At 50.9% G+C, this 25,717-nt stretch carries 28 protein-coding genes; 23 read left to right on the top strand and 5 right to left on the bottom strand.

The window, feature by feature from the left end:
* Positions 1-3 precede the first annotated feature (3 nt).
* The 9 genes from MLE19_RS18175 (at position 4) to MLE19_RS18140 (ending at position 6,922) form a co-directional block, all read left to right on the top strand.
* Positions 4-351, top strand: coding sequence for a Na+/H+ antiporter subunit C (locus tag MLE19_RS18175; protein ID WP_007113325.1), 348 nt, complete (start codon positions 4-6; stop codon positions 349-351).
* Positions 348-1,952 (top strand): Na+/H+ antiporter subunit D, encoded by a 1,605-nt coding sequence (locus tag MLE19_RS18170; protein ID WP_240719541.1) that lies wholly within the window; start codon positions 348-350, stop codon positions 1,950-1,952. The genes MLE19_RS18175 and MLE19_RS18170 overlap by 4 nt, the downstream gene beginning before the upstream one ends.
* Positions 1,949-2,422 carry a Na+/H+ antiporter subunit E gene (locus MLE19_RS18165; protein ID WP_240719540.1) on the top strand — a complete coding sequence of 158 codons (474 nt, stop codon included), beginning with the start codon at positions 1,949-1,951 and terminating at the stop codon, positions 2,420-2,422. The genes MLE19_RS18170 and MLE19_RS18165 overlap by 4 nt, the downstream gene beginning before the upstream one ends.
* A complete protein-coding gene (locus tag MLE19_RS18160; RefSeq protein WP_035584108.1) occupies positions 2,422-2,691 on the top strand; it encodes a monovalent cation/H+ antiporter complex subunit F in 270 nt (89 codons plus the stop codon). Before MLE19_RS18165 ends, MLE19_RS18160 begins: the two co-directional genes overlap by 1 nt.
* The gene (gene mnhG / locus MLE19_RS18155) at positions 2,684-3,088 is read left to right on the top strand and encodes a monovalent cation/H(+) antiporter subunit G (protein WP_240719539.1); all 405 of its coding nucleotides are present in this window, start codon (positions 2,684-2,686) and stop codon (positions 3,086-3,088) included. Before MLE19_RS18160 ends, mnhG begins: the two co-directional genes overlap by 8 nt.
* A 197-nt stretch (positions 3,089-3,285) precedes the next feature.
* Positions 3,286-3,426: a DUF2256 domain-containing protein gene (locus MLE19_RS23050; protein ID WP_276322498.1), complete on the top strand. Its 141-nt coding sequence runs from the start codon at positions 3,286-3,288 to the stop codon at positions 3,424-3,426.
* A 101-nt stretch (positions 3,427-3,527) separates the two neighbouring features.
* On the top strand, positions 3,528-4,973 hold the full coding sequence (locus MLE19_RS18150) for a DASH family cryptochrome (protein ID WP_240719538.1): 1,446 nt from the start codon (positions 3,528-3,530) through the stop codon (positions 4,971-4,973).
* Positions 4,974-5,065: 92 nt separating this feature from the next.
* Positions 5,066-6,334 (top strand): lytic murein transglycosylase, encoded by a 1,269-nt coding sequence (locus MLE19_RS18145; protein WP_240719537.1) that lies wholly within the window; start codon positions 5,066-5,068, stop codon positions 6,332-6,334.
* 42 nt (positions 6,335-6,376) lie between these two features.
* Positions 6,377-6,922 carry an ATP-dependent zinc protease gene (locus tag MLE19_RS18140; RefSeq protein ID WP_425356820.1) on the top strand — a complete coding sequence of 182 codons (546 nt, stop codon included), beginning with the start codon at positions 6,377-6,379 and terminating at the stop codon, positions 6,920-6,922.
* A 56-nt stretch (positions 6,923-6,978) separates the two neighbouring features.
* On the opposite strand, the gene MLE19_RS18135 is transcribed toward MLE19_RS18140, so the two are convergent.
* Positions 6,979-7,692 carry a 16S rRNA (uracil(1498)-N(3))-methyltransferase gene (locus tag MLE19_RS18135; protein ID WP_240719535.1) on the bottom strand — a complete coding sequence of 238 codons (714 nt, stop codon included), beginning with the start codon at positions 7,690-7,692 and terminating at the stop codon, positions 6,979-6,981.
* Between the two features lie 135 nt (positions 7,693-7,827).
* Here MLE19_RS18135 and phaR point away from each other — a divergent pair, with 135 nt between their 5' ends.
* The 7 genes from phaR to MLE19_RS18100 all read left to right on the top strand — a co-directional run bounded on the left by phaR (position 7,828) and on the right by MLE19_RS18100 (position 12,388).
* Complete coding sequence (gene phaR / locus MLE19_RS18130; RefSeq protein ID WP_240719534.1) at positions 7,828-8,325, top strand: polyhydroxyalkanoate synthesis repressor PhaR; 498 nt, start codon at positions 7,828-7,830, stop codon at positions 8,323-8,325.
* Positions 8,326-8,392: 67 nt separating this feature from the next.
* The gene (gene purD, locus MLE19_RS18125) at positions 8,393-9,679 is read left to right on the top strand and encodes a phosphoribosylamine--glycine ligase (RefSeq protein WP_240719533.1); all 1,287 of its coding nucleotides are present in this window, start codon (positions 8,393-8,395) and stop codon (positions 9,677-9,679) included.
* A 97-nt stretch (positions 9,680-9,776) separates the two neighbouring features.
* Complete coding sequence (locus MLE19_RS18120; RefSeq protein WP_240719532.1) at positions 9,777-10,217, top strand: acyl-CoA thioesterase; 441 nt, start codon at positions 9,777-9,779, stop codon at positions 10,215-10,217.
* Entirely contained in the window at positions 10,217-11,089 is an 873-nt protein-coding gene (locus MLE19_RS18115; RefSeq protein WP_008959627.1) for a phosphoribulokinase, read from the top strand. Before MLE19_RS18120 ends, MLE19_RS18115 begins: the two co-directional genes overlap by 1 nt.
* Positions 11,090-11,132: 43 nt before the next feature.
* The gene (locus tag MLE19_RS18110) at positions 11,133-11,474 is read left to right on the top strand and encodes a histidine triad nucleotide-binding protein (protein ID WP_240719531.1); all 342 of its coding nucleotides are present in this window, start codon (positions 11,133-11,135) and stop codon (positions 11,472-11,474) included.
* A 38-nt stretch (positions 11,475-11,512) separates the two neighbouring features.
* Positions 11,513-12,154, top strand: coding sequence for a 2-polyprenyl-3-methyl-6-methoxy-1,4-benzoquinone monooxygenase (coq7, locus tag MLE19_RS18105; RefSeq protein ID WP_240719530.1), 642 nt, complete (start codon positions 11,513-11,515; stop codon positions 12,152-12,154).
* 75 nt (positions 12,155-12,229) lie between these two features.
* Positions 12,230-12,388, top strand: a complete 159-nt coding sequence (locus MLE19_RS18100; protein ID WP_240719529.1) for a DUF1328 domain-containing protein — start codon at positions 12,230-12,232, stop codon at positions 12,386-12,388.
* 84 nt (positions 12,389-12,472) lie between these two features.
* Here the strand turns inward: MLE19_RS18100 and ettA are convergent, their stop codons facing one another.
* The 4 genes from ettA to MLE19_RS18080 all read right to left on the bottom strand — a co-directional run bounded on the left by ettA (position 12,473) and on the right by MLE19_RS18080 (position 16,668).
* Positions 12,473-14,134 (bottom strand): energy-dependent translational throttle protein EttA, encoded by a 1,662-nt coding sequence (gene ettA, locus MLE19_RS18095; RefSeq protein WP_240719528.1) that lies wholly within the window; start codon positions 14,132-14,134, stop codon positions 12,473-12,475.
* A gap of 169 nt (positions 14,135-14,303) precedes the next feature.
* Positions 14,304-14,516, bottom strand: a complete 213-nt coding sequence (locus tag MLE19_RS18090; RefSeq protein ID WP_240719527.1) for a PA3496 family putative envelope integrity protein — start codon at positions 14,514-14,516, stop codon at positions 14,304-14,306.
* 186 nt (positions 14,517-14,702) lie between these two features.
* Positions 14,703-15,137: a PAS domain S-box protein gene (locus MLE19_RS18085; protein WP_240719526.1), complete on the bottom strand. Its 435-nt coding sequence runs from the start codon at positions 15,135-15,137 to the stop codon at positions 14,703-14,705.
* A gap of 217 nt (positions 15,138-15,354) precedes the next feature.
* Positions 15,355-16,668: an MFS transporter gene (locus MLE19_RS18080; protein ID WP_240719525.1), complete on the bottom strand. Its 1,314-nt coding sequence runs from the start codon at positions 16,666-16,668 to the stop codon at positions 15,355-15,357.
* A gap of 95 nt (positions 16,669-16,763) precedes the next feature.
* Between MLE19_RS18080 and MLE19_RS18075 the strand changes: the two genes are divergently transcribed.
* From MLE19_RS18075 to MLE19_RS18045, 7 genes are all read left to right on the top strand, one after another.
* The gene (locus MLE19_RS18075; protein ID WP_240719524.1) at positions 16,764-17,033 is read left to right on the top strand and encodes a SelT/SelW/SelH family protein; all 270 of its coding nucleotides are present in this window, start codon (positions 16,764-16,766) and stop codon (positions 17,031-17,033) included.
* Positions 17,030-17,905, top strand: coding sequence for a DMT family transporter (locus MLE19_RS18070; protein ID WP_240719523.1), 876 nt, complete (start codon positions 17,030-17,032; stop codon positions 17,903-17,905). Before MLE19_RS18075 ends, MLE19_RS18070 begins: the two co-directional genes overlap by 4 nt.
* 259 nt (positions 17,906-18,164) lie before the next feature.
* The gene (locus MLE19_RS18065; protein WP_240719522.1) at positions 18,165-20,021 is read left to right on the top strand and encodes a TolC family outer membrane protein; all 1,857 of its coding nucleotides are present in this window, start codon (positions 18,165-18,167) and stop codon (positions 20,019-20,021) included.
* An 85-nt stretch (positions 20,022-20,106) separates the two neighbouring features.
* On the top strand, positions 20,107-22,311 hold the full coding sequence (locus MLE19_RS18060; RefSeq protein ID WP_425356819.1) for a type I secretion system permease/ATPase: 2,205 nt from the start codon (positions 20,107-20,109) through the stop codon (positions 22,309-22,311).
* Complete coding sequence (locus MLE19_RS18055; RefSeq protein ID WP_240719520.1) at positions 22,311-23,741, top strand: HlyD family type I secretion periplasmic adaptor subunit; 1,431 nt, start codon at positions 22,311-22,313, stop codon at positions 23,739-23,741. The genes MLE19_RS18060 and MLE19_RS18055 overlap by 1 nt, the downstream gene beginning before the upstream one ends.
* Positions 23,741-24,367 carry a response regulator transcription factor gene (locus MLE19_RS18050; protein ID WP_240719519.1) on the top strand — a complete coding sequence of 209 codons (627 nt, stop codon included), beginning with the start codon at positions 23,741-23,743 and terminating at the stop codon, positions 24,365-24,367. The genes MLE19_RS18055 and MLE19_RS18050 overlap by 1 nt, the downstream gene beginning before the upstream one ends.
* Positions 24,368-24,574: 207 nt before the next feature.
* The coding region (locus tag MLE19_RS18045) for a retention module-containing protein (protein WP_240719518.1) at positions 24,575-25,717 on the top strand (1,143 nt) is incomplete at its 3' end.

Raw genomic sequence — 25,717 nt, 5'->3', positions numbered from 1 at the left:
AGTATGGAACCCTTAATGGCGGTGGCGATTGGCCTGCTTTATGCGACGGCCATTTTCATGATGCTGCGTCGCTCTATCGTCAAACTGGTGATTGGTTTGATGCTTCTATCCAACGCTGCCAACTTACTTATTTTTACCACGGCAGGCATGACCCGCGGAGCGCCTCCGCTAATACCGGAAGGCATGATGCAGCCGCCCAGTGGCGTAGCCGACCCCTTGCCCCAAGCGGTTGTATTGACCGCGATTGTCATCGCTTTTGGGGTGCTGGCGTTTGCGGTGGTATTGATTCGACGCGCCTATGAAGTCGTTAAGGCCGATGATCTCGATAAGATGAAGGATACTGATACGTGAGGCCTGAAGTTGCTCTTCCCGTTCTCCTGCCCTTGCTGTCAGGGGCAATCTCCTTGCTATTTTGGCGCTCTCGCCCCATGCAGCGCTTTGTGGCGGTGGCAGGTAATGTAGCACTGCTAATTGTTAGCCTATGGCTGTTTGTATCCACGTTGTCAGATGGCTATGTCACCATGCAGATGGGCAGTTGGCCAGCCCCGTTTGGGATCACATTAATTGCCGACTTGCTAAGTGCAGTGATGGTGTTAATGACGGCCATTATCGGCTTGGCGATGGGTATTTATTCGTTGGCGACGACGGGTCGTGGTCATGAAAAATTTGGCTATTACCCATTAATGCATCTCCTGCTTGCCGGGGTAACCGGTGCATTTTTGACCGGTGATATCTTCAACCTCTACGTTTGGTTTGAGGTAATGCTGGTCGCTTCTTTTGCGCTGCTGATTCTGGGCGGCGAACGTGCGCAAATGGAAGGCGCGATTAAGTATGTCACTCTGAATCTATTGGCATCGGTTATTTTTCTGACAGCGGTGGGCCTGCTTTACGGGATGGTGGGCACGCTCAACATGGCCGACATTGCGCTGCGCATGGATGAGGCTGAGCACACGGGCATGGTCGAAGTGTTGGCGGTCATGTTTATGGTGGCTTTCGGGATCAAGGCGGCGGCCTTTCCACTGTTCTTTTGGCTGCCTGCGTCCTACCACACGCCGCCGGTGGCTGTTTCAGCACTCTTTGCCGGGCTGCTCACCAAAGTTGGCGTTTATGCGATGTTCCGTGTTTTCACGCTGATGTTTGATCAAACCATGGGCTATCTTCAGGACATTATGCTCTGGGGCGCAGTATTTACCATGGTTACGGGCGTGCTAGGGGCGGCCGCTCAGTATGAATTTAGACGCATTTTGTCGTTTCATATTGTCAGCCAAATTGGCTACATGATTTTAGGCTTAGCGCTCTATACGCCGTTGGCGATTGCCGGTGGCGTGTTTGCGATCGTGCACAACATGGTGGTGAAAACCAATCTCTTCTTAATTAGTGGCATTACCCATCGGTTGCAGGGGACCTATCAGCTTAAAAAAATGGGTGGGCTTTATCGTGAGCGCCCTTGGTTGGCCATTGCCTTCTTTATCTCTGCTTTCTCATTGGCCGGTATACCGCCCTTATCAGGCTTTTTTGCCAAGTTCGTGATTGTGCGTGCAGGCCTTGAGGTTGAAGCTTATGTGGCCACTGGTATTGCGCTGGCAGTGGGGTTGCTAACGCTCTACTCCATGGTGAAAATTTGGAATGAAGTTTTCTGGAAATCACTACCGGAAGATAACCTGGTGCCTGAAACAGCTACGCCGACAGGAGATGATGGGCGTTTGTTAAAACCCAGCCTGTGGATGATGTATTTGCCGGTGATAGTGCTAGCGTTTACATCGCTACTGATTGGTGTGTTTGCAGAACCGATCATGTGGGTGATGACAGGCATTGGCGATCAGCTGCTTGAGCCTCGCGGGTATATCGAAGCAGTGCTGGGGGCTTCAGCCAGTGCCGAAGATGTATTACTCGAATCGTCTGCAGCGGCAGAAGAAGAGTCTACGGCTGATGCCGAGGGGGAGACGCCATGACCGGTGCTATTTGGAACCTGCTGTTAGGCTTGGCATGGGTGTTATTAAGCGGTGATTTCACCGGGCTGAATCTTCTTGTTGGCTTAATTTTTGGCTATATCACGCTTGTCTTGATTGAGCCTCAGCTCGACTCTCTGAAAGGGTATCCCGCTCGCGTACCCCGGTTTATTGGTTTTATTGGTTTTTTTCTGAAAGAGCTGATTCAGGCTAATTTACGTGTCGCATTCGATATTTTGACCCCGCCTTGGCACATGAAGCCTGGCGTGATTGCAATGCCGCTTTCTGCCCGCACCGAAATGGAAATCACCATGGTGGCCAATCTCATTTCACTGACGCCAGGAACGCTAAGTCTGGACGTGTCTGATGACCGTAAGGTGTTGTATATCCATGCGATGTTTTTAGATAACGAAGAGGAGTTACGGCGTAATTTAAAAGAGATGGAGCACCGGGCCTTGGAGCTATTTCGCTAATGGATACTGTTATTCTTATTAGCCAAGTCATCATGAGTTTGGCGCTTATTCTTACCTTTGTTCGCGTGGTACGCGGGCCAAGCTTACCTGATCGCGTGGTTGCTTTAGAGCTGTTTTCTACCACGGTGGTGGGGTTGGTGGGGGTTTACGCGATTAAATCAAACGTTGCTAGCTTCCTTGATGCCGCCATTGTGATCGCTTTGATGGGGTTTTTAGCGGCGATTGCGTTTGCACGCTTTTTGGAAAGGGGAGGCCCACGGGATGATTGATTTCATTAAGGGCACGCTAATTATTGGTGGCGCGCTATTTATGCTGCTCGCTTCCGTGGGGTTGCTGCGGCTCCCTGATTTGCTAACACGCATGCATGCCACTACTAAAGCTGCAGCGTTAGGCGTTATCTTAATTATGTTGGCCGCCGCTATGCACTTTGCCGAAGTAGGCATCGTTGCCCGCTCGTTTGCCATCATTGTCTTTATTTTGATGACTGCCCCGGTCGCTGCCCACGTTATTGGTCGTGCCGGTTATTTTGTTGGCTCCAAGCTTTGGAGCGGCACGGTAAAGGATGAGCTACGCCCAAATTATGATCCGTTAACTCATGAATTAAAAAGTGGCCTAGAGACGCAGGAAAATGCTAAACGCCAGCCGAGGGAGACCGATCCCGACTAAGTCGAGGGCATTGTTAAGCTAAATGAAGCCACTTTTGAGCCACCTACGGGTGGCTTTTTGCTGCCCAGCATTTGGGGGAATTCGGCATTTATTTATACATGCTAGTAAAAACAAATTATGTACAATAATTGTACTGTATAAGATAATGTGTTCATGTTTTACGTCTAGCCCTGCAATAACCGTGAACAAACGTGACTATGCGACGCAAGCAGCATCTGCCCCAGAAAAAGTGCGTTCAGTGCCATCGGCCGTTTACGTGGAGAAAGAAATGGGCGCGCTGCTGGGACGAAGTGCGTTACTGCAGCGAGCGGTGCCGTCGTGGAGCTAAGCAGTCATAGCACTTTTCTTCAAGGTGCTCAATCAGGTGAATCAAAGCACTTAATATGAAAGTACCCAGCATCAACGTGCCGAGCATAACAGCACCCAAGGAGGCACAAGCATGAACAGCACGATTGATATTGTCTGGCTTCAAGACGATCTGCGCATAGCTGATAACCCGCTTCTACATTTTACTTCTCCTCCTAGCTACCTATTGTGCCTGTATGTTTTAGACGAGCAGTGGTTGGTGCCGCTCATCGATGGGGAGACGACTCCGCGGATTGGGTCAGCCCGCTTGCGTTTTTTATGGCAAAGCTTAATGGAGTTGCGAGGAGAGCTTTTGCAGCGTGGTAGCGACCTACTGGTGCGTATTGGCAAGCCAAGCAAGGTGGTGCTTGAGCTAGCCTCATCACTGAATGTACGACAGGTGCGCGTTGCCGGCCATCCGGGGGTAGAAGAGTCGACTCATATTCAAGCTGTTGCGCAAGGGCTTCCAAGCGAAATGAGCTTAGATTGCCAGGAGAGTGGTCGCCTCTTTGAGCGCCACTCTTTGCCATTTGGGTGTGAAGCGCTACCTGAAAGCTTCTCAGCCTTTAGGCGCAGCGTCGAGCAAGCGTGCGTGATTCCGAGTAGTCGCTGTGCCCCCGTTACTTTGCCTCCCTGGCCCGAAGCGCCCAGAGGCTTTCCGCCTTTAAAAGCCGTATGCGAGCAGAGCGCCACTTGGGAGCCCGATGCCCGCCAAGGTTATATATTTAGGGGAGGTGAGTCAGCGGCACATGCCCGGCTGAAGCATTATTTATGGAGCCAGCGAGGAGGTGAAACGTATAAAAAAACGCGTAACGGTTTGCTCGGCGCTAATTTCTCAACCCGTGTTTCACCTTGGTTAGCCCGCGGCTGTCTGTCGGCACGGCAAGTTAACGATGCAGTAAAGGCGTGGGAGGCGAAGCACGGGAGTAATGAATCGAGCTATTGGATTACCTTCGAACTACTCTGGCGTGAGTATTTTATCCTTGCCGCTGAGCAGGAAGGGGCCAAGATGTATGGGGCTGGACCGCCTGCTACACCGTGCGATGCGTTCGATGCTTGGCGCAACGGCGTTACAGGGCTGCCCTTTGTAGATGCGGCAATGCTGGAGCTTCGCCACACTGGGTGGCTATCAAACCGTGCCAGACAGAACGTGGCCAGTTTTTTGGTTAAAGACTTGAAGGTCGATTGGCGATTGGGTGCTTTATGGTTTGAGCACTGCTTGATTGATTACGATGTCGCCAGTAACTGGGGAAACTGGCGTTATATTGCCGGGGTTGGGCGAGATCCTCGACAGGATCGCTATTTTAACGTGCTAAAACAGGCGGGCCATTATGATCCCCAGGGGCTCTATGTTGCTCATTGGCTAAAAAAGCTTGAAAAGCTCCCCCACGGTTTAGCGCGCCATCAACCATGGCGGGCAGATCCCTTGGCCTTTGAGGCACCCTGTGTTGTGCCCGAACAGTGGGAGCGGTGGCTGATTCCTTGCCAGGAGGCGGTTGAGCCCGATGAGCCTACCGTGATCGCCAGTATTACAAAGTAAGCTTCATCTCTGAGCTGCGGTGAAGGCTGGTAACTCTCACTTTTCTAGGCCATCATCCCAGGCATGCCAAGGACTGCCTAAGGATATAAATAATGTCTCGTAATCTCTCTACCGGTTGGCGTTACCGCCCATTATTGTGCGTTTCTCTATTAGCCGCGTTAAGCACGCCTTTTGCAGCGAGCGTGACGCTAGCGAATCCCCAGCTAATGTCCGAGGTGGATGCTCAGGCGGCCACTGAAGTCAGCTATGCGAACTTTCAGCAGTGGTTACAAGAGTTTCGTCAGTATGCAGCGAACCAGGGTATTAGCGAAGCGACGCTGAGCAGTGCACTGGATGGCGTACGCTTTCGCGAGCGCGTAATTGAGCTCGACGGTTATCAGCCCGAATTTGTTCGGCCTATCTGGGAGTACCTGGATACGGCGGTTTCTTCTACTCGCATTAACACCGGGCGTGAAACGTTTGCTGCCCACCGCGATACAGCGCTAGAAATGCAGCAGCGCTTTGGCGTGCCTGCCGAAATTATTGTCGCTATTTGGGGAATTGAGAGTAACTACGGCAGCAACTTTGGTGATTTCTCAACTTTAGAGTCTCTCGCCACGCTGGCTTATGATGGCCGACGTCGCGACTTTGCCCGTGGTGAATTACTCGCTGCCCTGCGTATTATTGATGAGGGTGATATCGCCGCCGAGCAGATGAAAGGCTCCTGGGCTGGGGCGATGGGGCATACTCAGTTTATTCCTAGTAGTTTTGAAGCTTACGCGGTGGATGGTGATGGCGATGGCCGACGCGATATTTGGGGCAGCATTCCAGATGTAATGGCCTCAACTGCTAACTATCTTGACCGGGCTGGCTGGCAAGCTGGGCAGCCTTGGGGTGTTGAAGTACGGTTGCCCGAAGGGTTCGATTACGCTCAGACCGAGCGACGCAGCAGCGCTGAGTGGCGCGGTCAAGGTGTTCAAGCGCTGCAGGGCGAATTGCCTAACTTTGATAGCGCAGCCATCATTATCCCGGCTGGCGCTGATGGCCCTGCCTTCCTGGCGGGGGCAAATTTCCGCGCCATTTTACGCTATAACAATGCCACCAGTTATGCTTTGGCCGTCGCAACCCTGGGGGATGCGATCGCCGGGCGTGATGGTATTCAGCATGCATGGCCGCGGGACCAGCAAGCCCTGACGCGTGATGATGTTCAAGAGCTTCAACGGGGCCTAAATCGGGCAGGTTACTCTGTGGGTGGCGCTGATGGCGTAATGGGCCCCAACACACGCCAGGGTTTGCGGAACTTCCAGCGAGATCAAGGGTTAATACCTGATGGCTTTGCAACACAAGAGTTGCTTGAGCAGTTACGCCGTCGTTTGGAGTGATCAGGTCGAATTAAATTTACCAAGGATGATGCTATGCAATTGATGGGCAAAAAGTTACTAGGCATTGCAATGATAGGGGCTCTACTCTCTACCTCTGTGGCAATGGCCAATGACGATCAGGTATTTGGCTGGGTTGAAAAAGCGACTCTGCAGCCCTGGGATATTGAAGTGAAAGCCAAGCTGGATAGCGGCGCATTAACGTCTTCACTGGATGCGCGGGATATTGAGCTGTTTGAACAAGATGATGAAGAGTGGGTACGCTTTCGACTGAAACTCGAAGATCAGGAGAGCGGTGAGACCTTCAGTGATCAAATTGAGCGGCCGCTATATCGTGAGCAGACCGTGCGCGGCGCAGGTGGTCGCGACGAGCGCCCAGTCGTGTTGATGGAAGTGTGTATGGGTGACACCATTTATGAAGAGCAATTCAGCCTGCGTGATCGGGAAGAGATGATATACCCGTTACTGCTGGGTCGCCGGACGATTAGCCACCTAGGCTTGCTTGATGTGCGCAACACGTTTTTACAAGATCCTGATTGTGGAGAAAACGCGACCGTTGTTCCCCACGACCCGGAAGATGATCAGTCCTAGTGTGTAAATAACACGTTCATATAGGGCAAATTCGTACAGCTCACGTTAGTAGATGTTTAAAACAGCCGTGACAGCAGTGCCGTCACGGCTGTTTCAACCCGTAATATGCGCTGACCAAGGTGCATACCTTCACAGCCAGCCGCCAGCAATTGCTCCACTTCCCAAGGAATAAAGCCGCCCTCTGGCCCTACCAATAGTAAGGTGGGTTCACTGATATTTCTTGGGCAAGCGTTAGGCATGCCTGGGTGGGCTACCAGTCCACGTCGTTGGCTAAGTAAGCCAGGAAGTTGCTGTTCTAGAAAAGGGCGAAAGCCTTTGCTCTGGGTAACCGTGGGAAGTTGTGTATCGCGCGCTTGCTCTAAACCTAATATTAGATGCTGATGAATTTTATCTGTGCGTAACTCGGGGGATTGCCAATAGCTTTTTTCCACCCGTTTGGTATGTAAAAGAGTAATCTCTTTCACGCCCAGCGCTGTTACGTGCTCTAACGTACGCGCTAACATTCGAGGGCGGGGCAGGGCTAATACTAAGTGTACGGGAAGCGCGGGCGGCGGTGGCTCTGCAAGCGTTTCTAGTTGGAAATAGGCACGCTCCCCGGAGAGTTCTTTTAACAGCGCTTTACCCATAGCGCCGCCCTGCACACCGACGGTTAGCAGGTCGCCAGGGGCTGCGCGATGGATATCGCGTAAATGTGTCAGGCGACGTGGGTCGGTAATGCAAACATGACCTTCATCGGTGAGGTCGCTGGGATCAAGCAGAATCAAATTCATAATGATGGTCTATTGGTCACAAAATTGGCGCAGTGCGGCTATCTAATCTTTCAAGGTGGCTTGCATGGGCGCGTGGTGCAGGCACAATACCAGTAACGGGAACAAAAGCCCCTATCGCGTTTAAGGAGATACGCTGTGCGCGTAATTCGTAAATATGCAAACCGCAGGTTGTACGATACTCAGCAAAGTCGTTATGTCACGTTGGAAGATCTGCGCCGTTTAATCATTGAGGAAGAACCGTTTCGGGTAGAGGATGCTAAAAGCGGGGAAGACCTGACGCGTACCATTTTGCTTTCTATCATTATCGAACAGGAGCAAGCCGACAGCGAAGCAGAAGTCTTTTCTAACGACCTGCTGGCGCAGCTGATTCGCGTTTACGATATGACATCACCATTGCCGCTGTCACGTTATCTAGAACAGGGCACTCAGTTGATGTTAGAGCAGCAAAAGCGTATGCAGAGCCAATGGAAGCAGGCAATGCGTAACACGCCGCTGGAATTTATGCGTGAGCTAGCGGAAGAGAATATGCGCTTTTGGCAAAAAACGCTGAACCAGCCCGGTTCAATCGATGAATCAGAGGGTGCTAACCAGTCTGTAGAAGAGTCGCCCAATGATAACAAACCTACCTCCTGACCCCACTGGCTGCTGCGCTGTGGCATAATGCCGCCGATAAATGCTTTCCCGTTTGAGAAGGATGCACATGAAGGTTTTGATGATAGGCGGTGGTGGTCGTGAACATGCCCTGGCATGGAAATTGGCACAGTCTAGCCAAGTCGAACAGGTATTTGTGGCCCCCGGCAATGCTGGCACGGCCCATGAACCTAAGGTAACCAATGTAGCGATTGCCGCGACTGATTTGGATAGCCTGGTCGCCTTTGCCCGTGATGAGCAGATTGGTCTAACCGTCGTAGGGCCAGAAGCTCCCTTGGTAGAAGGCGTGGTTGATCGCTTTCAAGCCGCTGGCTTAACTATTTTTGGGCCTACTCAAGCGGCCGCCCAGCTGGAAGGTTCCAAGTCTTTCACTAAGGATTTTCTAGCACGTCATGATATCCCTTCAGCGGACTATCAGACCTTTACTGACGTAGCCCCTGCGCTTTCCTATCTGCAAAAAAAGGGCGCGCCAATTGTTATCAAAGCGGATGGCTTGGCGGCGGGCAAGGGCGTGATTGTAGCGCTTAGCGAAGCTGAAGCTGAGGCGGCTATTCGTGACATGCTAGAAGCTAATGCGTTTGGCGGTGCGGGCGCGCGCGTGGTTATTGAAGAGTTTCTCGAAGGCGAAGAGGCCAGCTTTATTGTCATGGTGGACGGCGAGAATGTCGTGCCGATGGCGACCAGTCAAGACCACAAACGTGCTTACGATGGTGATACAGGCCCAAACACCGGCGGTATGGGGGCTTATTCTCCCGCGCCAGTGGTAACGCCTGAGGTTGATGCGCGGATTATGGAGCAGGTGATTCTGCCGACGGTTCGTGGCATGGCCGCAGAGGGTAATGCCTACTCAGGGTTTTTATACGCAGGCCTGATGATCGACACGGCGGGTAATCCTAAAGTGATCGAATATAACTGCCGTTTTGGTGATCCTGAAACACAGCCCATTATGCTCCGCTTGACTTCCGATTTAGCTGAGCTCTGCTTAGCGGGTGCTGAAGGCAAGTTGGCTGGCAAGAGTTGTGAGTGGGATTCGCGGGCAGCGGTGGGCGTGGTTTTGGCTGCCGGGGGTTATCCAGGTAGCTACCGTAAGGGCGATGTTATCCATGGCTTGGCTGATGCCGAACAAACGGGCTGCAAGGTGTTTCATGCAGGCACTGAAGAAAATGCTCAGGGTGAGATCACCACATCAGGTGGCCGTGTTCTATGTGTGACAGCCCTGGGTAGTAGCGTTTCAGAAGCGCAGCAGAAGGCGTATCAAGGCGTTAACGCCATTCACTGGGAAGGCGTTGAGTGTCGGCGCGATATTGCTTTCAGAGCGATTGCCCGAGAAGAGTAGTTAAGCTTTGCGTTGAGAATAAGCTTTGCGTTAAGTAAGTACTGAGCGGATAGCCCTTTTGACAGAGGTTTCCTAATTCACTGATGAGGAAATAGGCATGGAACGTGTCAAGCTGGACTTTCCCGCTGAAGCGGTCATTCATCGTCATCCTTTGAGTGTGCGGGTAACCGATATGAACTACGGTCGCCACTTGGGGCACGATGCGCTCGTATCGCTGCTCCATGAGGCGCGTATTCAAGCCTTTGCAGCACTGGATTTGCCTGAGTGGGATATGCACGGGCACCCCTCGGTAGTCGCTGATCTCGCCGTGCAGTATCACAATGAAGCGCGCTGGCCCGATGCCTTGGTGATTGCAACCGCGGTTCCTGAGCCGCAAGGCAAAGCGTTGACTATTTACCAGCGTGTTTACCACGCTGACTCCCAGCAAGTAGTGGCGACAGCTCGGGTAAACCAGCTACTGATTGATCTTGCCACAGGGCGCCCTGTCGATGTGCCTCAGCCGGTTATACAAGCGCTTGCCCACGCGAGGAGTGGTTGATGTCACGTGAGTATCCCATTATTGCGGTGACCGGCTCTTCAGGGGCCGGTACGACGACCGTTCGACGCAGTTTTGAGCGCATGTTTCTGCGCGAAGATGTGCATGCAGCGGTGGTCGATGGCGATGCCTTTCATCGCTATACCCGTGATGATTTGCACCGCATCTTTCGTGAAGAACCCGAGCGTAAAGATGAGCTTTCTCATTTCGCGGTTGAAGCTAATTTGTTGGACCGGCTGGAGGGCCTTTTTAGTGAGTATGGCGAGCACGGCTCGGGTACTTTTCGGCACTATATTCATGCTGAAGATAAACAGAAAATTGAAGCTGGTTACCGCGTGGGAACTTTCACCGAGTGGCAATCGTTGCCTTGTGGCACCGATCTGCTGTTTTACGAGGGGTTGCATGGGGGCCTTGTCACTGAAGAGTATGACATAGCCCGCCATGTGGATCTGTTGGTGGGTGTGGCGCCGACCATGAATCTTGAATGGATTCAAAAAATCGATCGCGACACCAAACTGCGCGGTTACTCACAAGAAGCGGTGATTGACACTATTTTGGGCCGGATGGACGACTATGTCCGCTATATTCAGCCGCAGTTTTCTCGCACGCATATTAATTTTCAGCGTGTGCCTACCGTCGACACCTCAAACCCCTTTGAGGTGCAGGATATTCCTACCGACGCTGAGTCATTCGTGGTCATTCGCTTTCGCGACCCTTCCACGGTTGATTTTCCTTGGCTACTGGCGATGATTAAAGACTCTTTTATGACTCGGCCGCATACGCTGGTTGTGCCTGGGGCGCGAATGTCGCTAGCAATGGAGCTGATTTTGGCCCCGTTGGTAAGGCATCTTCTTGCGCAGCGACGCTTCCGTTAATCGTAATGGCCAGAATTGGCTGAAAGACGTCAAGGAGTGCTGTATGGATTGTCTGTTTTGCAAAATCATAAAGCGTGAGATCCCTGCCGATATTGTGTACGAAGATGACCATGTGTTGGCATTTAATGATATTGGGCCTCAGGCGCCTACTCACCAGCTGATTATTCCTAAAAAGCATATCGCCACACTTAATGATATTGATGAAGCTGACCTTGCCACCGTTGGGCGTCTTCAGTTCACTGCCGCGAAGCTTGCTCGTGAGCAGGGCTTTGCCGAAGATGGCTATCGCGTGGTGATGAATTGCAACGAAATGGGCGGCCAAACGGTCTATCACATCCATATGCACTTAATGGGTGGGCGCGTATTCACATGGCCTGCTGGTTGAGTTAAGTAGGCCGCAATTGAAAACAACGGGGTGTTGCCATGGATCGTGAGCAGAGTCGTTCAGATCGCGTCATTCATCAGTTGGATACCGTTTTACGCACGCTTATGCCGCATGCAGCTTCTGCTCAGCGTACCAGTCCCGCCAATGGGGTAGTGGATGGTGCTCTAGACGATCATGAGCGTCGCCATGCCGCGGGTTTAATGCGAGTTAACCATACCGGCGAAGTATGCGCGCAAGCGCTTTATCAAGGGCAGAGCGTCACCGCTAAACTTCCTCATGTACGTAAGCAGATGGAACTCTCTGCACTTGAAGAAATTGATCATCTAGCCTGGTGTGATGAGCGGCTGGAGCAGTTACAGAGCCGAACAAGCTACTTAAATCCGCTGTTTTATGTTGCTTCCTTTAGCATTGGAGCGGCAACTGGGGCGGTCAGCGATCGTATTAGTTTAGGAGTAGTTGCTGCGACCGAAGAGCAAGTCGGCAAGCGTCTTGATTCACACCTACAGTCGCTGGCCAGCGGCGACAACCGCTCACGCGCTATACTGCGCCAGATGGCTATTGATGAAGCCCACCACGCTCAGCTTGCTTTAGAAGCGGGTGGCGTTCGCTTCCCGGCACCGATGAAGTGGGGCATGCGTCTGGTCTCTAAAGTGATGACTAAAAGCGTCTATCATCTTTAAGACATATGCACGCTGCATAATAACGCATTAGGAGATGCTTTCAGGGAAGCCATTACCAGGGATAGGAGCAATACGATGCTAGGCAATGCAGTGCTGTTTTTAATTATCGCGATTATTGCAGGGGCGGTGGGTTTTTCTGGTATTGCTGGGGCGGCTTCCACCATCGCGCAGATTTTATTTGTACTGTTTGTTGTTCTTTTTATTGTTTCCTTCATTACCGGTCGTAGACGCTAGGCTTTGGTCATTTAAATGAAAAAAGCCCCGTTATGCTGCGGGGCCTTTTGCTGTCGACATTCCCTGTCAACTTGATGCTAATTATCAGGCATCAATGCGCTTATACTTCATCCGCTTAGGCGTATCGCTACCAACCCGCTTCTTGTGGTCTGCTTCGTACTCTGCGTAGTTGCCCTCAAACAAGACCACTTCAGAGTCACCCTCGAAAGCCATAATATGCGTGGCGATACGGTCTAGGAACCAGCGATCGTGCGAGATCACCATGGCGCAACCCGGGAAGGCTAGAAGAGCGTCTTCTAACGCACGGAGCGTTTCGATATCCAGGTCGTTGGAGGGCTCATCGAGCAGCAGAACGTTAGCGCCTTGCTTCAGTGTCTGGGCAAGCTGTAAGCGACCGCGTTCACCCCCAGAAAGCTCCGATAAGCGTTTCTGCTGGTCGTTGCCCTTAAAGTTAAAACGACCCACATAGGCGCGAGATGAAACTTCGTAGCCATTAATGTTGAGCATGTCCTGGCCATCTGAAACAGCTTCCCAAACGCTCTGCTTGTCATCTAAGCCATCGCGCAACTGCTCGACATAAGCGATATCTACCGTTTCACCGACGACAACTTCGCCTTCATCCGGCTGCTCTTTACCGGTAATCAGTTTGAACAGGGTGGATTTGCCCGCACCGTTACCACCGACAATGCCGACAATCGCACCTTGGGGAATGGTGAAAGAGAGGTTCTGGTAAAGCAGTTTGTCGTCGAAGCGCTTAGCGACATCACGAAACTCAATGACATTATCGCCCAGGCGTGGCCCCGGCGGAATATAGATTTCATTGGTTTCATTACGTTTTTGAAAGTCGCCAGACTGCATCTCTTCAAAGCGGTTAAGACGCGCTTTACTTTTGGCTTGGCGGCCCTTGGCGTTACTGCGTACCCACTCAAGCTCTTGCTTGATGGCTTTCTGACGCGAGGCTTCCTGCTTGGCTTCTTGATTCAGACGCTGATCTTTCTGCTCCAGCCACTGGGAGTAATTTCCCTCAAACGGGATGCCTTGGCCACGGTCAAGCTCAAGAATCCAACCCGCTACGTTGTCCAGGAAGTAGCGATCGTGGGTGATCGCCACGACGGTACCGTTGTAGTCGTGCAGGAAGCGCTCAAGCCACGCCACCGATTCTGCATCAAGGTGGTTGGTAGGCTCATCAAGCAATAGCATATCGGGGCTAGAGAGCAGCAAGCGGCAGAGTGCTACGCGGCGGCGTTCACCCCCTGAAAGATTGCCCACTTTGGCATCCCAGGGGGGCAAGCGCAGCGCTTCAGCGGCAACGTCGAGCTTCCGCTCTAGGTTGTGAGCATCAGCAGCTTCGATAATGTTTTCAAGCCGGGCTTGTTCGCTGGCCAGTGCATCAAAGTCTGCATCAGGCTCTGCGTAGGCCGCATACACGCCATCTAACTTCTCTTGGGCATCTTTGATCGCCCCTAGCGCTTCTTCGACCGTGTCGCGGACGTTTTTCTCGTCGTCTAGCTGCGGCTCCTGAGGAAGGTAGCCAACATTGATGCCAGGCATCGGACGAGCTTCACCTTCAAACTCTTTATCGACACCGGCCATAATGCGCAGCAGTGTGGATTTACCCGAACCGTTTAGACCCAGCACACCGATTTTGGCGCCAGGGAAAAACGATAGCGAAATATCTTTGAGAATTTGCTTTTTGGGTGGCACAACTTTGCCAACCCGGTTCATGGTGAAAACGTATTGCGCCATGGAGATCCGTTAAGTTGTTGAAAAGAATGAAGAGGCAGCAGAAGATTACTAGCTCTTGTTGCTGGCTAAAGAGAGATGATAGTGGTCTGCAACAGGAAAGGCTAGGCTACTTGAAGTGCGCGAGTAGCCAGGCCTGCTCATTAGCGGAGAAGGCCGAGCTGCTCAAGGCTTACTCTTCTTCTTCCCAGTCATCTTCAATGGCACGCTGAAGACGGCGTTCTTCCAGCCATGCTTCTACTTGGCGTCGCGCGCGTAAACTGTCAGCTTTACTGGGCTTGCTTTTGCCGTAGTGGTCATCGTTTACGGCATCTAAGCTTTCAAACTCGTCTGAATCGAGTGCTTCGGTAGTAAAAGTTTCACGACTTAGGGGATCACGGCTCATGTGATGTCCTCCAACCCAGCCGGCGTACCGGCGTAACAACGGCTCCATTCACTGACACAGTCGCCCTGGAAGCGTGTGTCGTTAGCAATTGAAGCGCCTAGCGCAAATTAAGCGCCTTGCCGCTGTATAACGCCAGTTGGGATGAAGTTCAAGCTTTGATAGCTTTTTTAGTCAGAAAGTTAATGATTAACTGTTTTCTCGCTGTTTTTGCAACGTCGCAAGCGCAAGCTGCGCTTCCACACGTTCGGTCACATCTTTTTGTACCCCGATGTAATACATCAATTCGTCTGCTTCATCGTAGACCGGTGTAATGGATAGCTCATTCCAAAACATGGTGCCGTCTTTACGGTAATTGCGCAGCACTTCGCGAGAAGGGCGGCCATCTTTGAGTGCATCGCGAATGGCGACTAGCGCATCCTGGTCGCGGTCTTCATTCTGTAAAAAGCGGCAGTCACGATACAGAATTTCATCCGCGCTATAGCCCGTTAAGCGCTCAAAGCCTTTGTTGACATAGATGAGGATATTTTCATCCCCTTCCTGTTCGGCAACCACAATGCCATCTTCCGATGCGTCAACTATGCGTTCGAGCAGCTCTGGACTGATCAATGGAGATCGTTTCATCTAAGGGTTCCTGTTGCAGCTCCAGTCCTTTCCATCGTTCTCAGTAGCTTTTTTGGCCTGCGGAACGACAGAATTTCAAATCACTTATTATAGGCCGAATAGTAGAAGCTCCAATAATACCTCTGCTATTCGGCTCTATCATGGCGAGCGTTGTCGTGCATTGCAATCTTGAGCAGCCTCTTAACGTCGGCAGCACCATCGATAACCGCCTGCCATTTCACTCAACCTCTGGCAGTTGTTGAGCACTCAATATTGCCCCCACCGCTGTAGCTGCGAGAATCAGTAGTAATGTGGCGCTACCAAACCACTGCGCCAAGGCGCCAATAATGCCACCTACTATTAGCATTAATACGCCCGTTAATGTATTGGAGAGGGCAACGTAAAGGGCACGATTATCTTGGGTTGCCATATCAATGAGGTAGGTTTTTCGACCCAGACGTACGCCATGGTGAACAACAACCAATAATGCGTAAACTGCTGCATACGGCCAAATGCTATGCGCCCATCCGCCAGGCAACCAAGCTAGGCTGGCACCAAGCAGACAGCAAATAGCCGTACCGATTGCTGCATCACGCATAACACCACGACTCGAGTTATCTGCGCGCTTCCCCCAGACGGGGCTTGCGACCATCGCGGCGACGCCAGATACCACAATTAATATGCCTAGGCCGCCAAGGTTGGTGCCACTTTGGTTTTGCCCTAGCAGCGCAATATAGGGGAGGGCGAGCGCACTTGAGAGTAGTAATGCCCTGGCAAGGTTAAAGTGTAAAAAAGTGCGGTCATCTTTAAGCAGTGATAAGCCTAGCTTAATGCTGTCCCAGCCATTTTCGCCTCCCTCAATGGCTCCTGGGGCTTCTTCAATACGAGCAGCGGCTAACGCATTGATTAGCCAACCGCTTGCGGCGACTGCAAGCAGTATCGCCACTACTAAACTGCCGGGTTGCTCATCAAGCAGCATTAAAACGGCCCCGGCTATCAGAGTGGCGGCGCCGGCTATGCTGCCACTCCAACCCATTAATGTGCCACGACGGCGCTTGGCGATGGTTTTGCCGAGCACGTCTTTGGTAGCAATGGAGGATAAGCCTCGTGCTAACGATAGTAGGACAAGCGCAGTAAGCACTAGCGTGCCGCCGATAGTGCCGGTAGTGAATAGTGCACATACGCTAAGCAGTAACGCGGCGAGCGCTTGGATGAGTGCTCCGGCTACCCATACCCATTTCCGCTTTGGCTTCAATCGGATAAACCCTGCTACAAAAAATTGCGGTAGCAGCGAGCCTGACTCTCGAATGGGGACCAATAGGCCTACCATCCATACTGGGGCGCCAATAATACCCATCAGCCAAGGTAGCACTAAACGCGCGCTAGACAGCTCATCAGCCAGCTTATTACCTAAAGCAGCCCAAAGGTGTAGAAAAAAATTGCGTGGCTGTTCGTTGCATGCGCTCTCAGGAATGTCATCACACATGCGGCTATCTTCATCACCTGTTAGCCATTCATATAGGCGAGTTTGTGAAACATCCGATTGAGCCATAACGGTTCCTTGGCGGTTGCTAATATAAAATGACAGAATGCCTGCTTAAGTTGACATATTACCCTGCCAAGGAACTTACCGATAAGGAACTCACGATGTCACGCATCCAGATTCGCTACTGCACCCAATGTCAGTGGCTGTTGCGCAGCGCTTGGTATGCGCAAGAGCTCCTTTCTACCTTCGAAGAGCAATTGACTGAAGTCGCGTTAGCGCCATCCCATGGCGGCACCTTTGAGATCTGGTGTGGTGAAATACTGCTTTGGGAGCGAAAGCGAGATGGCGGTTTTCCCGACATCAAACTCATTAAGCAGCGTGTAAGAGATCAGTTGGATCCAGAAAGAGATTTAGGGCATGTCGATCGATGAGCCAGGATCGACGTGCCATCCTCTGCGGGCTGGGGGCAGTAGCGCTTTGGTCAACGGTGGCCACGGCGTTCAAAGTGGCACTCGTCTGGATGAGTCCTCTGGAGTTGATGTGGCTCGCAGCCTTCGTTTCCTGGGTGCTCATGGGGGCGCTGGTCGTAAAGCAGGGAAATCTGCCCATTGCCCTGCGGGAAGGCTGGAAGACGGCTGCCTGGGCAGGATTAATGAACCCGGTTGCCTATTACCTAGTGTTATTTGCGGCCTATGACCGACTTCCTGGTCAGGAGGCAATGGCGCTGAACTATACGTGGGCATTGGCCATGGCGTTTTTAGCAGTGCCCTTGCTTGGCCAGCGCTTAACCCGAATGGATATCATCGCTGGCTTGGTGGCTTATTCCGGCGTCTGGGTCATCGCGACACGTGGTTCTGTTTTTAATATCTCATTCGCCGATCCGCTTGGCGTAATTTTGGCACTAGCTTCGACGCTACTTTGGGCGCTTTATTGGCTTCTTAATGCGCGCGACCCTCGCCCTCCATTAGTAGGCCAATGGCAAAATTTTAGCGTAGGCCTACCGGTGTTAACTCTATTGTTACTGCTCGGCCCTGGTTTCCAGTGGCACGGGTGGCCTGCTTTTGGTGCGGGCGTTTATGTAGGTCTTTTTGAGATGGGCGTGGCGTTTGTGCTGTGGCAAATGGCGGTGCAAAAAGTATCGCGGACGGCAAAAGTCTCCAACCTGATTTTTCTTTCACCCCCTGTCTCACTACTGCTGCTTTTTTTAGTAGTGGGGGAGCCTATATTGCCTTCAACACTGATTGGTTTGGTGCTGATTTTGTTTGGCTTAGGGATTCAGCAGGCTCAGAAACCTATTGAGTGACGCCGTTCATTGCTGGAATTGTTTATTTTAGGTATTTTTTTGTATTTTTTTGTATTTTTTTGTATTTTTGTATTACGCTTGGTTGGTAATGAGGCAGACGTAAGCATTTCTGCTAGGAATATTTAATAAATTGTGACTAATTTTAAATTATCACTTCTACCAATAGGTGCTAGGCTTGGCTCTTAGCCGCGATGAAGCAGGGAGGCTAAACGCTTAGCTGGGTGGCCAGTGGAGTGATACCAAATATAGGGAATTAAAAATGAAGCACGTAGTAGCTAGCAAAACGAATAAATTTAACCTTCGCCGTGTTTCTCTGCCGTTAATAGCGGTTACATTGGCTTTTGGGCCGCTTCCAAACGCAATAGCTCAAACTCTTCCTCAAAGCCTTTACTCTCCTGGCAATGACGATCTGCAGAGTGTTATGCAAAAAGCCATTTCGACCAATCCAGAAGTGGAAGCTGCCTGGAGAAGTCTAAGCGCTGCAGAAAATGATATTGGCGTCGCACGTGGTAATTATTTGCCGAGCGTCGATGTTACAGCAGGTGTAGGGCGTGAAGCTCAGGAGGGAGATGGTCGTGGTAGCTATGAGACTGATTTTGCAGAGCTAACACTGACACAAATGGTGTTTGATGGCTTTGCAACTCGCAGCGAAGTCCAGCGCTTAGATAGAGCAAAGTTGGTTACATATTACGAATTAATTGGTGCCAGTGAGAATATTGCTCTTGAGGCAGCAGAGGCTTATCTAGATGTTGCTCGTCACCGTGAGCTTGTAAGACTCGCTCAAGATAATTATGCCAAGCACCAAGAAGTTTATCAGCAAATCGAAGAGCGTACTTTATCGGGCGCAGGTCGGGGTGTTGATCTTGAGCAAATAAGTGGACGTTTGTCGCTCGCTGAGTCCAATTTAATGACTGAAGCGACCAACCTTCATGATGTCACTGCGCGCTACATGCGTATTGTTGGTGAACTCCCCGCACAAAACCTGATGCCTGCGCCCACGCTGGATGAAGCACTGCCTGCTAGTGTCAGCGAAGCTGTGAATTTGGCTTTTGAAGGCAATCCTGATTTTCATGCGGCCATTGAAAATATTAATGTTCAGCGCGCTGAACGAGAGGGGACGCGTGCAGCGTTTATGCCGCGCTTAGAAATTCAAGGGCGAACAGGTACTAATAATCAAGATGATGCTATTGCTGGGCGCCGTGACGAGACGAGTATTCAATTAGTCGCAAGTATGAATTTATACAACGGTGGCAGTGATAGAGCTGCTTTTAGGGCAGCCAGCGACCGCATTGAAGAAGCCGTGGATCAGCGAGAACTCGCTTGTACCAATGTTCGTCAGACCACGCAAATTGCTTATAATGATGCAAGGCGTCTTCGGGAACAGCTGAATTATTTAAACCAGCATCGTTTGTCAATTGATCGCGTTAGAGGCGCATATCAACAGCAGTTTGATATTGGTCAGCGTACCCTCTTAGATGTTTTGGATAGCGAGAACGAATATTTCGAAGCAAGTCGTGCTTATACAAACGCTCAGTATGATGTCACTTTGGCTGATGCAAGAACGCTCGCAGCGACTGGTCAGTTAATGCAGTCACTAGAAATTATGCGTGACGATATGCCAACCCTAGCAGAGCTTGGCAATAACGGCGTTGAGATTACTCCAGAGATACTTTGCCCAGTAGCCGGTCCTGGTGGATTTACACTGGAAGATTTTACTGGTGGTGATTTTTCCGCTCCAGCCCCCACGCGCGCGCCAGATGTAACGCTTTCTTCAGATGCGCTATTCCCAATCAACAGTGCTGAGTTGGGGTTAAACACTCGTGAAGACCTTTCGCGTTTGGCTGCTGAAATCGTAGAGCGCGATGACCTAGCTAGGATCTTCATTGCTGGTCATGCTGATATTACAGGAACAGATGCCATCAACGACCCGCTTTCCCAGCGACGTGCCGATAGTGTCGCGCGCTTTCTCGTTGAGCAGGGTGTTGAGCAAGGCTTAATACAAACAGAAGGTTATGGATCTAATAAGCCGATTGCTTCAAATGACACAGTAGAAGGGCGAAAGCTAAACAGACGAGTAGAAATTACTTTAGAGCGATTCGACGAAATGAACACATAAAGTCTTCGTTAGCGTCATATTGAGGTTGTAGAGTGCTGGTATTATTTAGTTGAGAGCATGTAGCACATAGCGTTGAAAAGATGCTATGTGCTATTTTTATTATAAGAGGTGGACATTGTCAGAGCATGATCAAAAGCTTACTCATCGTAAGGAGGGACAAGATTCTTCATTGAATAATGATGAGCTTCTTCTCTGCTTACAGGCAGTGGCTAGAATGCATCAGCATGAAGTCTCCTCTGAATCATTGACGGCGGGTTTGCCGCTTGAAGAGGGCAGGCTCACACCCTCTGTTTTTGCCCGTGCCGCTTCTCGTGCGGGCATGACAGCACGAATTGTAAAAAGTGGACTGGCAAATCTAAATCCTGAATTGTTTCCCGTTATCGTGCTCCTTGAACCTGGGCGTGCATGTATCATCAACGCCATTGATGTCAAGAACGGCGTAGCTAAGGCTGTCTTTCCAGAGCTTAACGAAGCAGAAGTAGAGGTGGGCTTGAATGCGCTAGCCTCTAGCTATTCCGGTGAAGCTATTTATGTACGCCCACGTCTTAGACTGGATGATAATCCTGAAACTAAAAAGAAGAAGGGAACCCATTGGTTTTGGGGGGTAATTCAAGAAAATAGACGGCTTTATCGCGATATTCTTATTGGTTCAGTGGCCATAAACCTATTTGCCCTGGCCATGCCTTTATTTGTACTTAACGTTTACGACCGTGTAGTACCCAATCAAGCGACCGAGACACTCTGGGTGCTGGCAGGTGGTGTTTTTATAGTGCTCTGTTTTGATCTGGCGCTGCGGTTAATGCGCAGTAGCTTTGTTGACTTGGCCGCCAGTCGAGCCGATGTGAAACTCTCTTCTTCCATTATGGCGAAAACGCTGGGTATGCGTTTAGAGGAGCGTCCGGCCTCTACTGGGTCTTTTACTTCAACGTTGCAGTCGTTCGAATCGATACGTGCGTTTATTGGTTCAGCTACGATCTTGGGCATCGTTGATCTGCCTTTTGTGCTGCTCTTTGCGGCCATTATTGCGCTAATTAATCCTTGGCTTGTGTTGCCTGTTTTGGCAGGAGTTATATTTGTATTGCTTTACGCGCTGGCTGCCCAGGGGAAGTTGCACGAACTCTCGCAAACTACGTGGGAAGTGGGTGCCCAGCGTAATGCTCTGCTGGTCGAGTCAGTGTCACAACTTGAAAATGTTAAAGCGTTGCGTGCAGAAAGCCGCATTCAGCGTCATTGGGAAAAAGCCACAGCTTTCTTATCGCGCACCAGTGCTCAGCTCCGCTTGGTCAGCACATCTGTATCCAATGTGGCGCAGTGGGCGCAGCACAGCGTGGCTGTATGTGTGATTATTGTCGGCGTTTATCAAATTATTGAAGGCAATCTCTCCCAAGGCGGTCTTATTGCCGCTTATATGCTCTCTTCCCGCGCGATGGCACCTATAAGCCAGGCGGCAGCGTTGTTAGCGCAGTACCATCAGTCGTCAACGGCATTGGACTCGCTCAATCAGGTGATGGATAAGCAGGTTGAACGCCAGGAAGGCAAAGTGTATGTCGAAAAGCCCAGCGTAGCGGGTGGTATTCGGCTAGATAAAGTGACGTTACGTTATCCCAATGATGAGCGGGATGCCTTGCGAGATGTGTCGATTTCAATCAAAGCTGGTGAGAAAGTCGCTCTGTTAGGGCGGATTGGTTGCGGTAAGTCTTCTCTTAATAAATTAGTGTTGGGGTTTTATCAGCCCACCGCTGGCGCCGTGTTGCTTGATAACGTTGATATACGTCAAATCGACCCTTTGCAGCTACGTCGTCACATTGGCTATGTGCCACAGGATGTCAGTCTCTTTTCGGGTTCGTTGCGCGATAACATTGTCGCTGGGGGCGGTAGTGACCGTATTGATGATGAAGAGTTACTTAAAGCGCTGGATATCGCTGGCCTTCAATCCTTAGTCAACAGCCACCCTCTCGGCGTTGACCTACAGGTAGGCGAACGTGGCCAAGCATTATCGGGCGGTCAAAAGCAGTCTGTGGCGATTGCGCGGGCATTAGTGCATGACCCTGCCATTTTGTTATTAGATGAACCGACAAGCTCTATGGATAACGCCAGTGAAGAAGCCTTTAAAGCTAATCTTGGTAAAGTAGCGCAAGGCAAAACAATGCTGGTGGTAACTCATCGTACCTCGCTGCTTTCTTTAGTTGATCGTATTATCGTCATGGATGGTGGCAAAGTCGTAGCGGATGGCCCTCGTGACACGGTGGTGGAAGCGCTCCGTAAAGGTCAGATCGGGAGGGCATCCTAATGGCACGAAAAAATAGTGAGACTGCCGAACAAAAGGGATTCGAAGCAATCGGTCGGTTTTCTGAAAAGGGTAAAAAGCCATTTCGCCCTTTTATGGATCGCCTCTTTGCGCGAGGGGTCACCTCAGCCCATTTAAACCGAGATTGGGCAAGCGATACCGACTGGGCCAGGCTACAGCAAGAGCCATTGCGGGCACGCCTTTTTCTCTACGGCGTTTGCTTGGCTTTTATGGCCCTCATTATATGGGCTTGCTTTGCTCCAATTGATGAGGTGACACGTGGGAGTGGCCGTGTTATTCCGGCGAGTCAGCTACAGCGAATACAATCCTTTGATGGGGGTGTCGTTGAGCAGATTATGATTCGAGAAGGTCAGCTGGTCGAGGCAGGGCAGGTGCTTATGCAAATTGATCCCACTCGGTTTGTTTCGGATTTCCGCGAAAACAGTGCTCAAAGATTTGCTTTGCAAGCAAAGGCGGAGCGTTTAAGGGCTTTGGTCACTGATTCCCCTTTTGAACCTGACGAAGAGCTGCGCCAAGAAGTACCCTCCATCGTGATTCAAGAACGGGAGGTTTACGAGAGTCGCCGCGAAGAACTCCGTGAGCAAGAAAATGTTTTAAATGATCGCATACGGCAGCGTAGAGAAGAGTTAAGAGAGGCTGTCGCCAAACGTGATACCGCCCAGCGCGAAGCTAATATGTCTAGTCAGGAACTTAACTTGACACGCCCTCTGCTGGAATCAGGTGCCGTTTCAGAAGTTGAAATTCTGCGTTTGCAGCGCGATTTGTCGCGTGCTACAGGTGAGCGTAATCAAGCCGACGCTGCTGTTTCACGACTAGAAGCTGCGGTTGAAGAGTCGGAGGGGCAGTTGCTGGAGCTTGGTGCTGAGCGTCGTAGCGAGTGGCGTAACGATCTTGCTGAAACATTAGGCGACTTAAATGCCCTCCAACAGTCGGGTACCGGCCTACAAGACAGGGTGCGATCGACCGAAATTCGTGCCCCGGTGGATGGCATTGTGCAGCGCATACACATTAGTACTATTGGTGGCGTCGCACAGCCTGGGCAAGAGGTAGTGGATATCGTGCCCAGCGACGATCAGCTGTTAGTCGAAGCCCGTATTGCGCCTCAGGATATCGCGTTTCTGCATCCTGGGCAGCCCGCCACGATAAAACTGACGGCCTACGACTATGCCATTTATGGAGGGCTACAAGCGGAGCTGGATCTTATTAGTGCCGATACGATCACTGATGACGATGATAATACTTTCTATCTAGTGAGAGTACGCAGCCTTGCAGATGAAGGCCTAGCAGATTCGTTACAGGTTATTCCAGGTATGACGGCACAGGTAGATATTATTACCGGTAAACGAACAGTGATGCAGTTTCTGCTCAAGCCTATTCTGCGGGCATGGCGTGATTCGATGGGGGAACGGTAATGGATCATTGGTTTATAACAATGGATGGTAGCCTCAAGGCACGCTGGCAGAAAGCCTTTCCTGATGCGAAGCCCTCAACACCAGAGTTAGTTGAAAAACGAGCTAAATCGGGGGATTTGGTTTGGATAGTAACCTCAGTTGCTTCATGGCCACAGCTAACGCAGCGATTAGTCCCTATGGGGTTAACGGTAGTGTTACTTAGCTATGCACCTCAAGATAAAGAGGCGCTTAAGGCATTAGACCTGGGGGCGCGGGGCTATGCCCACACGCTAGCAGCGGCGAATGTGTTGAGACAAGTTGCACTTGTGGTTACTAATCAGGGTGTTTGGGTAGGTCAGGAGTTGCTCGCTAAAGTGATCGGGGGCACTTTTAAAGCACTATCTCAGCGTACGGAAGTTTCTCCCAGTGCTGACAGCGACCATCTTGCTCTACTTACTGAGCGCGAACGTGGAGTCGCATTAGCGGTCTCGCGTGGAGCAACGAACAAAGAAGTTGCCCGCCAGCTTGATATTACTGAGCGAACGGTAAAAGCCCACCTAAGCGCTATTTTTAAAAAGCTATCTGTACGCGACCGCCTGCAATTAATGCTCAAGCTTTCTCCAATAAGAGAGCAGGCCAGTCACTAAAACCAAAAATGCGCTTTTGGTCTTGTAGCTTCATTGTCTACTAAAACGCATTTCCTGCTTTTCTGCTTAGGCAGCTCTCCATCTAATCTGTCCATCAGTACAATATTTTTTTGTAGTTTGCTCACCTAAGATGATGGTATATGCCGCTATGCCCCTAGTGCTATGCCACTAGCCAAGACGGCTTCTATTTTCTTAAGGGAGTTCCACATGGCAACTGCAACCATTATTTCTATTTCAGGTCAGGCTTGGGCGCGTGATGAAGCAGGTAACTTGCGTGAGTTGGGTATTGGTGATGTGTTGCAGGAAGGTGAAACTCTCATTACTTCCAGCAATGGCAGCGTAGAGCTAGATTTTGGTGACGGTACTGGAGTTAACTTAGTAGAAGGTGGCCAACAGGTTGTTATCACTCCTGAAATGGAAAGTGATGCAATCGTGGCTACAGAAGAATCAAGTTTACTGGATGAAGACCTTGAAGCACTTTTAGCCGCCTTGGATGATGAAGATGGCGATCTATTAGAGCTACTTGATGCCACAGCGGCTGGTGGTATTGGTGGAGGTGGTGGCGGTAGCCACGGCTTCGTGCGTGTGGCCCGTATAGCAGAAGAAACAGGCTCGCTGAGTTTTGAAACCTCAGGTGGACTTCCCGAAGGTGAGTTTATCGATTTCGGCGGCGATCCTTCAGATGCTGCTGCTGAAGATGATGTAGTTGAACCAGCGCCAGAGCCAGAACCAGGGCCAGACGGTAGCATCACGGTTGTTGCAAACTCCCCTGATGTCGGTGGTAACTTGTTAGATATCACCGGTTCAGTGATCAATGTGCCTGTCGGCAATATTGTTTCAATTACCATTACTGATCAGAACGGTAACTTTGTAGAAACAACCGCCATCGTTAACGCCGACGGCACCTACAGCGTGGACGACGTGGACGTCAGTGACCTGGTTGACGGTGAACTCACCGTGCAGGCCGATGCGGTGGACAATAATGGCAACCCCATTAGCGATACAGACACAGCGATACTGGATGCTAATTCGCCGTCTTTAAGCGTTGAACTACAAGGTGCGGGCGAAGATGGTGTTTACAATATTGATGAGATAGGTGACAACGGCAGTGTCACCGCTCAAATTATATTTGGTGAAGGTACGCAAGTTGGCGATACGCTAATCGTCCTTGATGGTAACGACAATGAGCTGTTCAATGGCCCTGTGTCTCAAGAGATGCTGGATGATGGCCTATTACTTGAAGTACCTGTTGGCTCGGATGCTCAGAATGTCAGTATCACTGCAACGGTAAGCGACCCCCAAGGTAATACATTTAGTGACAACGATGATAAAGGTGTTGTTAACGTAGCT

Source organism: Vreelandella neptunia (assembly GCF_022489065.1).
Lineage (GTDB): Bacteria > Pseudomonadota > Gammaproteobacteria > Pseudomonadales > Halomonadaceae > Vreelandella > Vreelandella neptunia_A.
This window is presented reverse-complemented; position numbering and strand designations above follow the sequence as displayed.

Excerpts from the sequence above, each read along its gene's own strand:
- purD (WP_240719533.1), top strand. The coding sequence starts at position 8,393 with ATGAAGGTTTTGATGATAGGCGGTGGTGGTCGTGAACATGCCCTGGCA.
- MLE19_RS18100 (WP_240719529.1), top strand. The coding sequence starts at position 12,230 with ATGCTAGGCAATGCAGTGCTGTTTTTAATTATCGCGATTATTGCAGGG.
- MLE19_RS18075 (WP_240719524.1), top strand. The coding sequence starts at position 16,764 with ATGTCACGCATCCAGATTCGCTACTGCACCCAATGTCAGTGGCTGTTG.
- mnhG (WP_240719539.1), top strand. The coding sequence starts at position 2,684 with ATGATTGATTTCATTAAGGGCACGCTAATTATTGGTGGCGCGCTATTT.
- MLE19_RS18135 (WP_240719535.1), bottom strand. The coding sequence starts at position 7,692 with ATGAATTTGATTCTGCTTGATCCCAGCGACCTCACCGATGAAGGTCAT.
- ettA (WP_240719528.1), bottom strand. The coding sequence starts at position 14,134 with ATGGCGCAATACGTTTTCACCATGAACCGGGTTGGCAAAGTTGTGCCA.
- MLE19_RS18165 (WP_240719540.1), top strand. The coding sequence starts at position 1,949 with ATGACCGGTGCTATTTGGAACCTGCTGTTAGGCTTGGCATGGGTGTTA.
- MLE19_RS18120 (WP_240719532.1), top strand. The coding sequence starts at position 9,777 with ATGGAACGTGTCAAGCTGGACTTTCCCGCTGAAGCGGTCATTCATCGT.
- MLE19_RS23050 (WP_276322498.1), top strand. The coding sequence starts at position 3,286 with ATGCGACGCAAGCAGCATCTGCCCCAGAAAAAGTGCGTTCAGTGCCAT.
- MLE19_RS18145 (WP_240719537.1), top strand. The coding sequence starts at position 5,066 with ATGTCTCGTAATCTCTCTACCGGTTGGCGTTACCGCCCATTATTGTGC.
- MLE19_RS18055 (WP_240719520.1), top strand. The coding sequence starts at position 22,311 with ATGGCACGAAAAAATAGTGAGACTGCCGAACAAAAGGGATTCGAAGCA.
- MLE19_RS18065 (WP_240719522.1), top strand. The coding sequence starts at position 18,165 with ATGAAGCACGTAGTAGCTAGCAAAACGAATAAATTTAACCTTCGCCGT.
- MLE19_RS18070 (WP_240719523.1), top strand. The coding sequence starts at position 17,030 with ATGAGCCAGGATCGACGTGCCATCCTCTGCGGGCTGGGGGCAGTAGCG.
- MLE19_RS18085 (WP_240719526.1), bottom strand. The coding sequence starts at position 15,137 with ATGAAACGATCTCCATTGATCAGTCCAGAGCTGCTCGAACGCATAGTT.
- MLE19_RS18110 (WP_240719531.1), top strand. The coding sequence starts at position 11,133 with ATGGATTGTCTGTTTTGCAAAATCATAAAGCGTGAGATCCCTGCCGAT.
- MLE19_RS18140 (WP_425356820.1), top strand. The coding sequence starts at position 6,377 with ATGGGCAAAAAGTTACTAGGCATTGCAATGATAGGGGCTCTACTCTCT.
- MLE19_RS18090 (WP_240719527.1), bottom strand. The coding sequence starts at position 14,516 with ATGAGCCGTGATCCCCTAAGTCGTGAAACTTTTACTACCGAAGCACTC.
- MLE19_RS18175 (WP_007113325.1), top strand. The coding sequence starts at position 4 with ATGGAACCCTTAATGGCGGTGGCGATTGGCCTGCTTTATGCGACGGCC.
- MLE19_RS18160 (WP_035584108.1), top strand. The coding sequence starts at position 2,422 with ATGGATACTGTTATTCTTATTAGCCAAGTCATCATGAGTTTGGCGCTT.
- MLE19_RS18060 (WP_425356819.1), top strand. The coding sequence starts at position 20,107 with ATGTGCTATTTTTATTATAAGAGGTGGACATTGTCAGAGCATGATCAA.
- MLE19_RS18080 (WP_240719525.1), bottom strand. The coding sequence starts at position 16,668 with ATGGCTCAATCGGATGTTTCACAAACTCGCCTATATGAATGGCTAACA.
- MLE19_RS18115 (WP_008959627.1), top strand. The coding sequence starts at position 10,217 with ATGTCACGTGAGTATCCCATTATTGCGGTGACCGGCTCTTCAGGGGCC.
- MLE19_RS18050 (WP_240719519.1), top strand. The coding sequence starts at position 23,741 with ATGGATCATTGGTTTATAACAATGGATGGTAGCCTCAAGGCACGCTGG.
- MLE19_RS18150 (WP_240719538.1), top strand. The coding sequence starts at position 3,528 with ATGAACAGCACGATTGATATTGTCTGGCTTCAAGACGATCTGCGCATA.
- coq7 (WP_240719530.1), top strand. The coding sequence starts at position 11,513 with ATGGATCGTGAGCAGAGTCGTTCAGATCGCGTCATTCATCAGTTGGAT.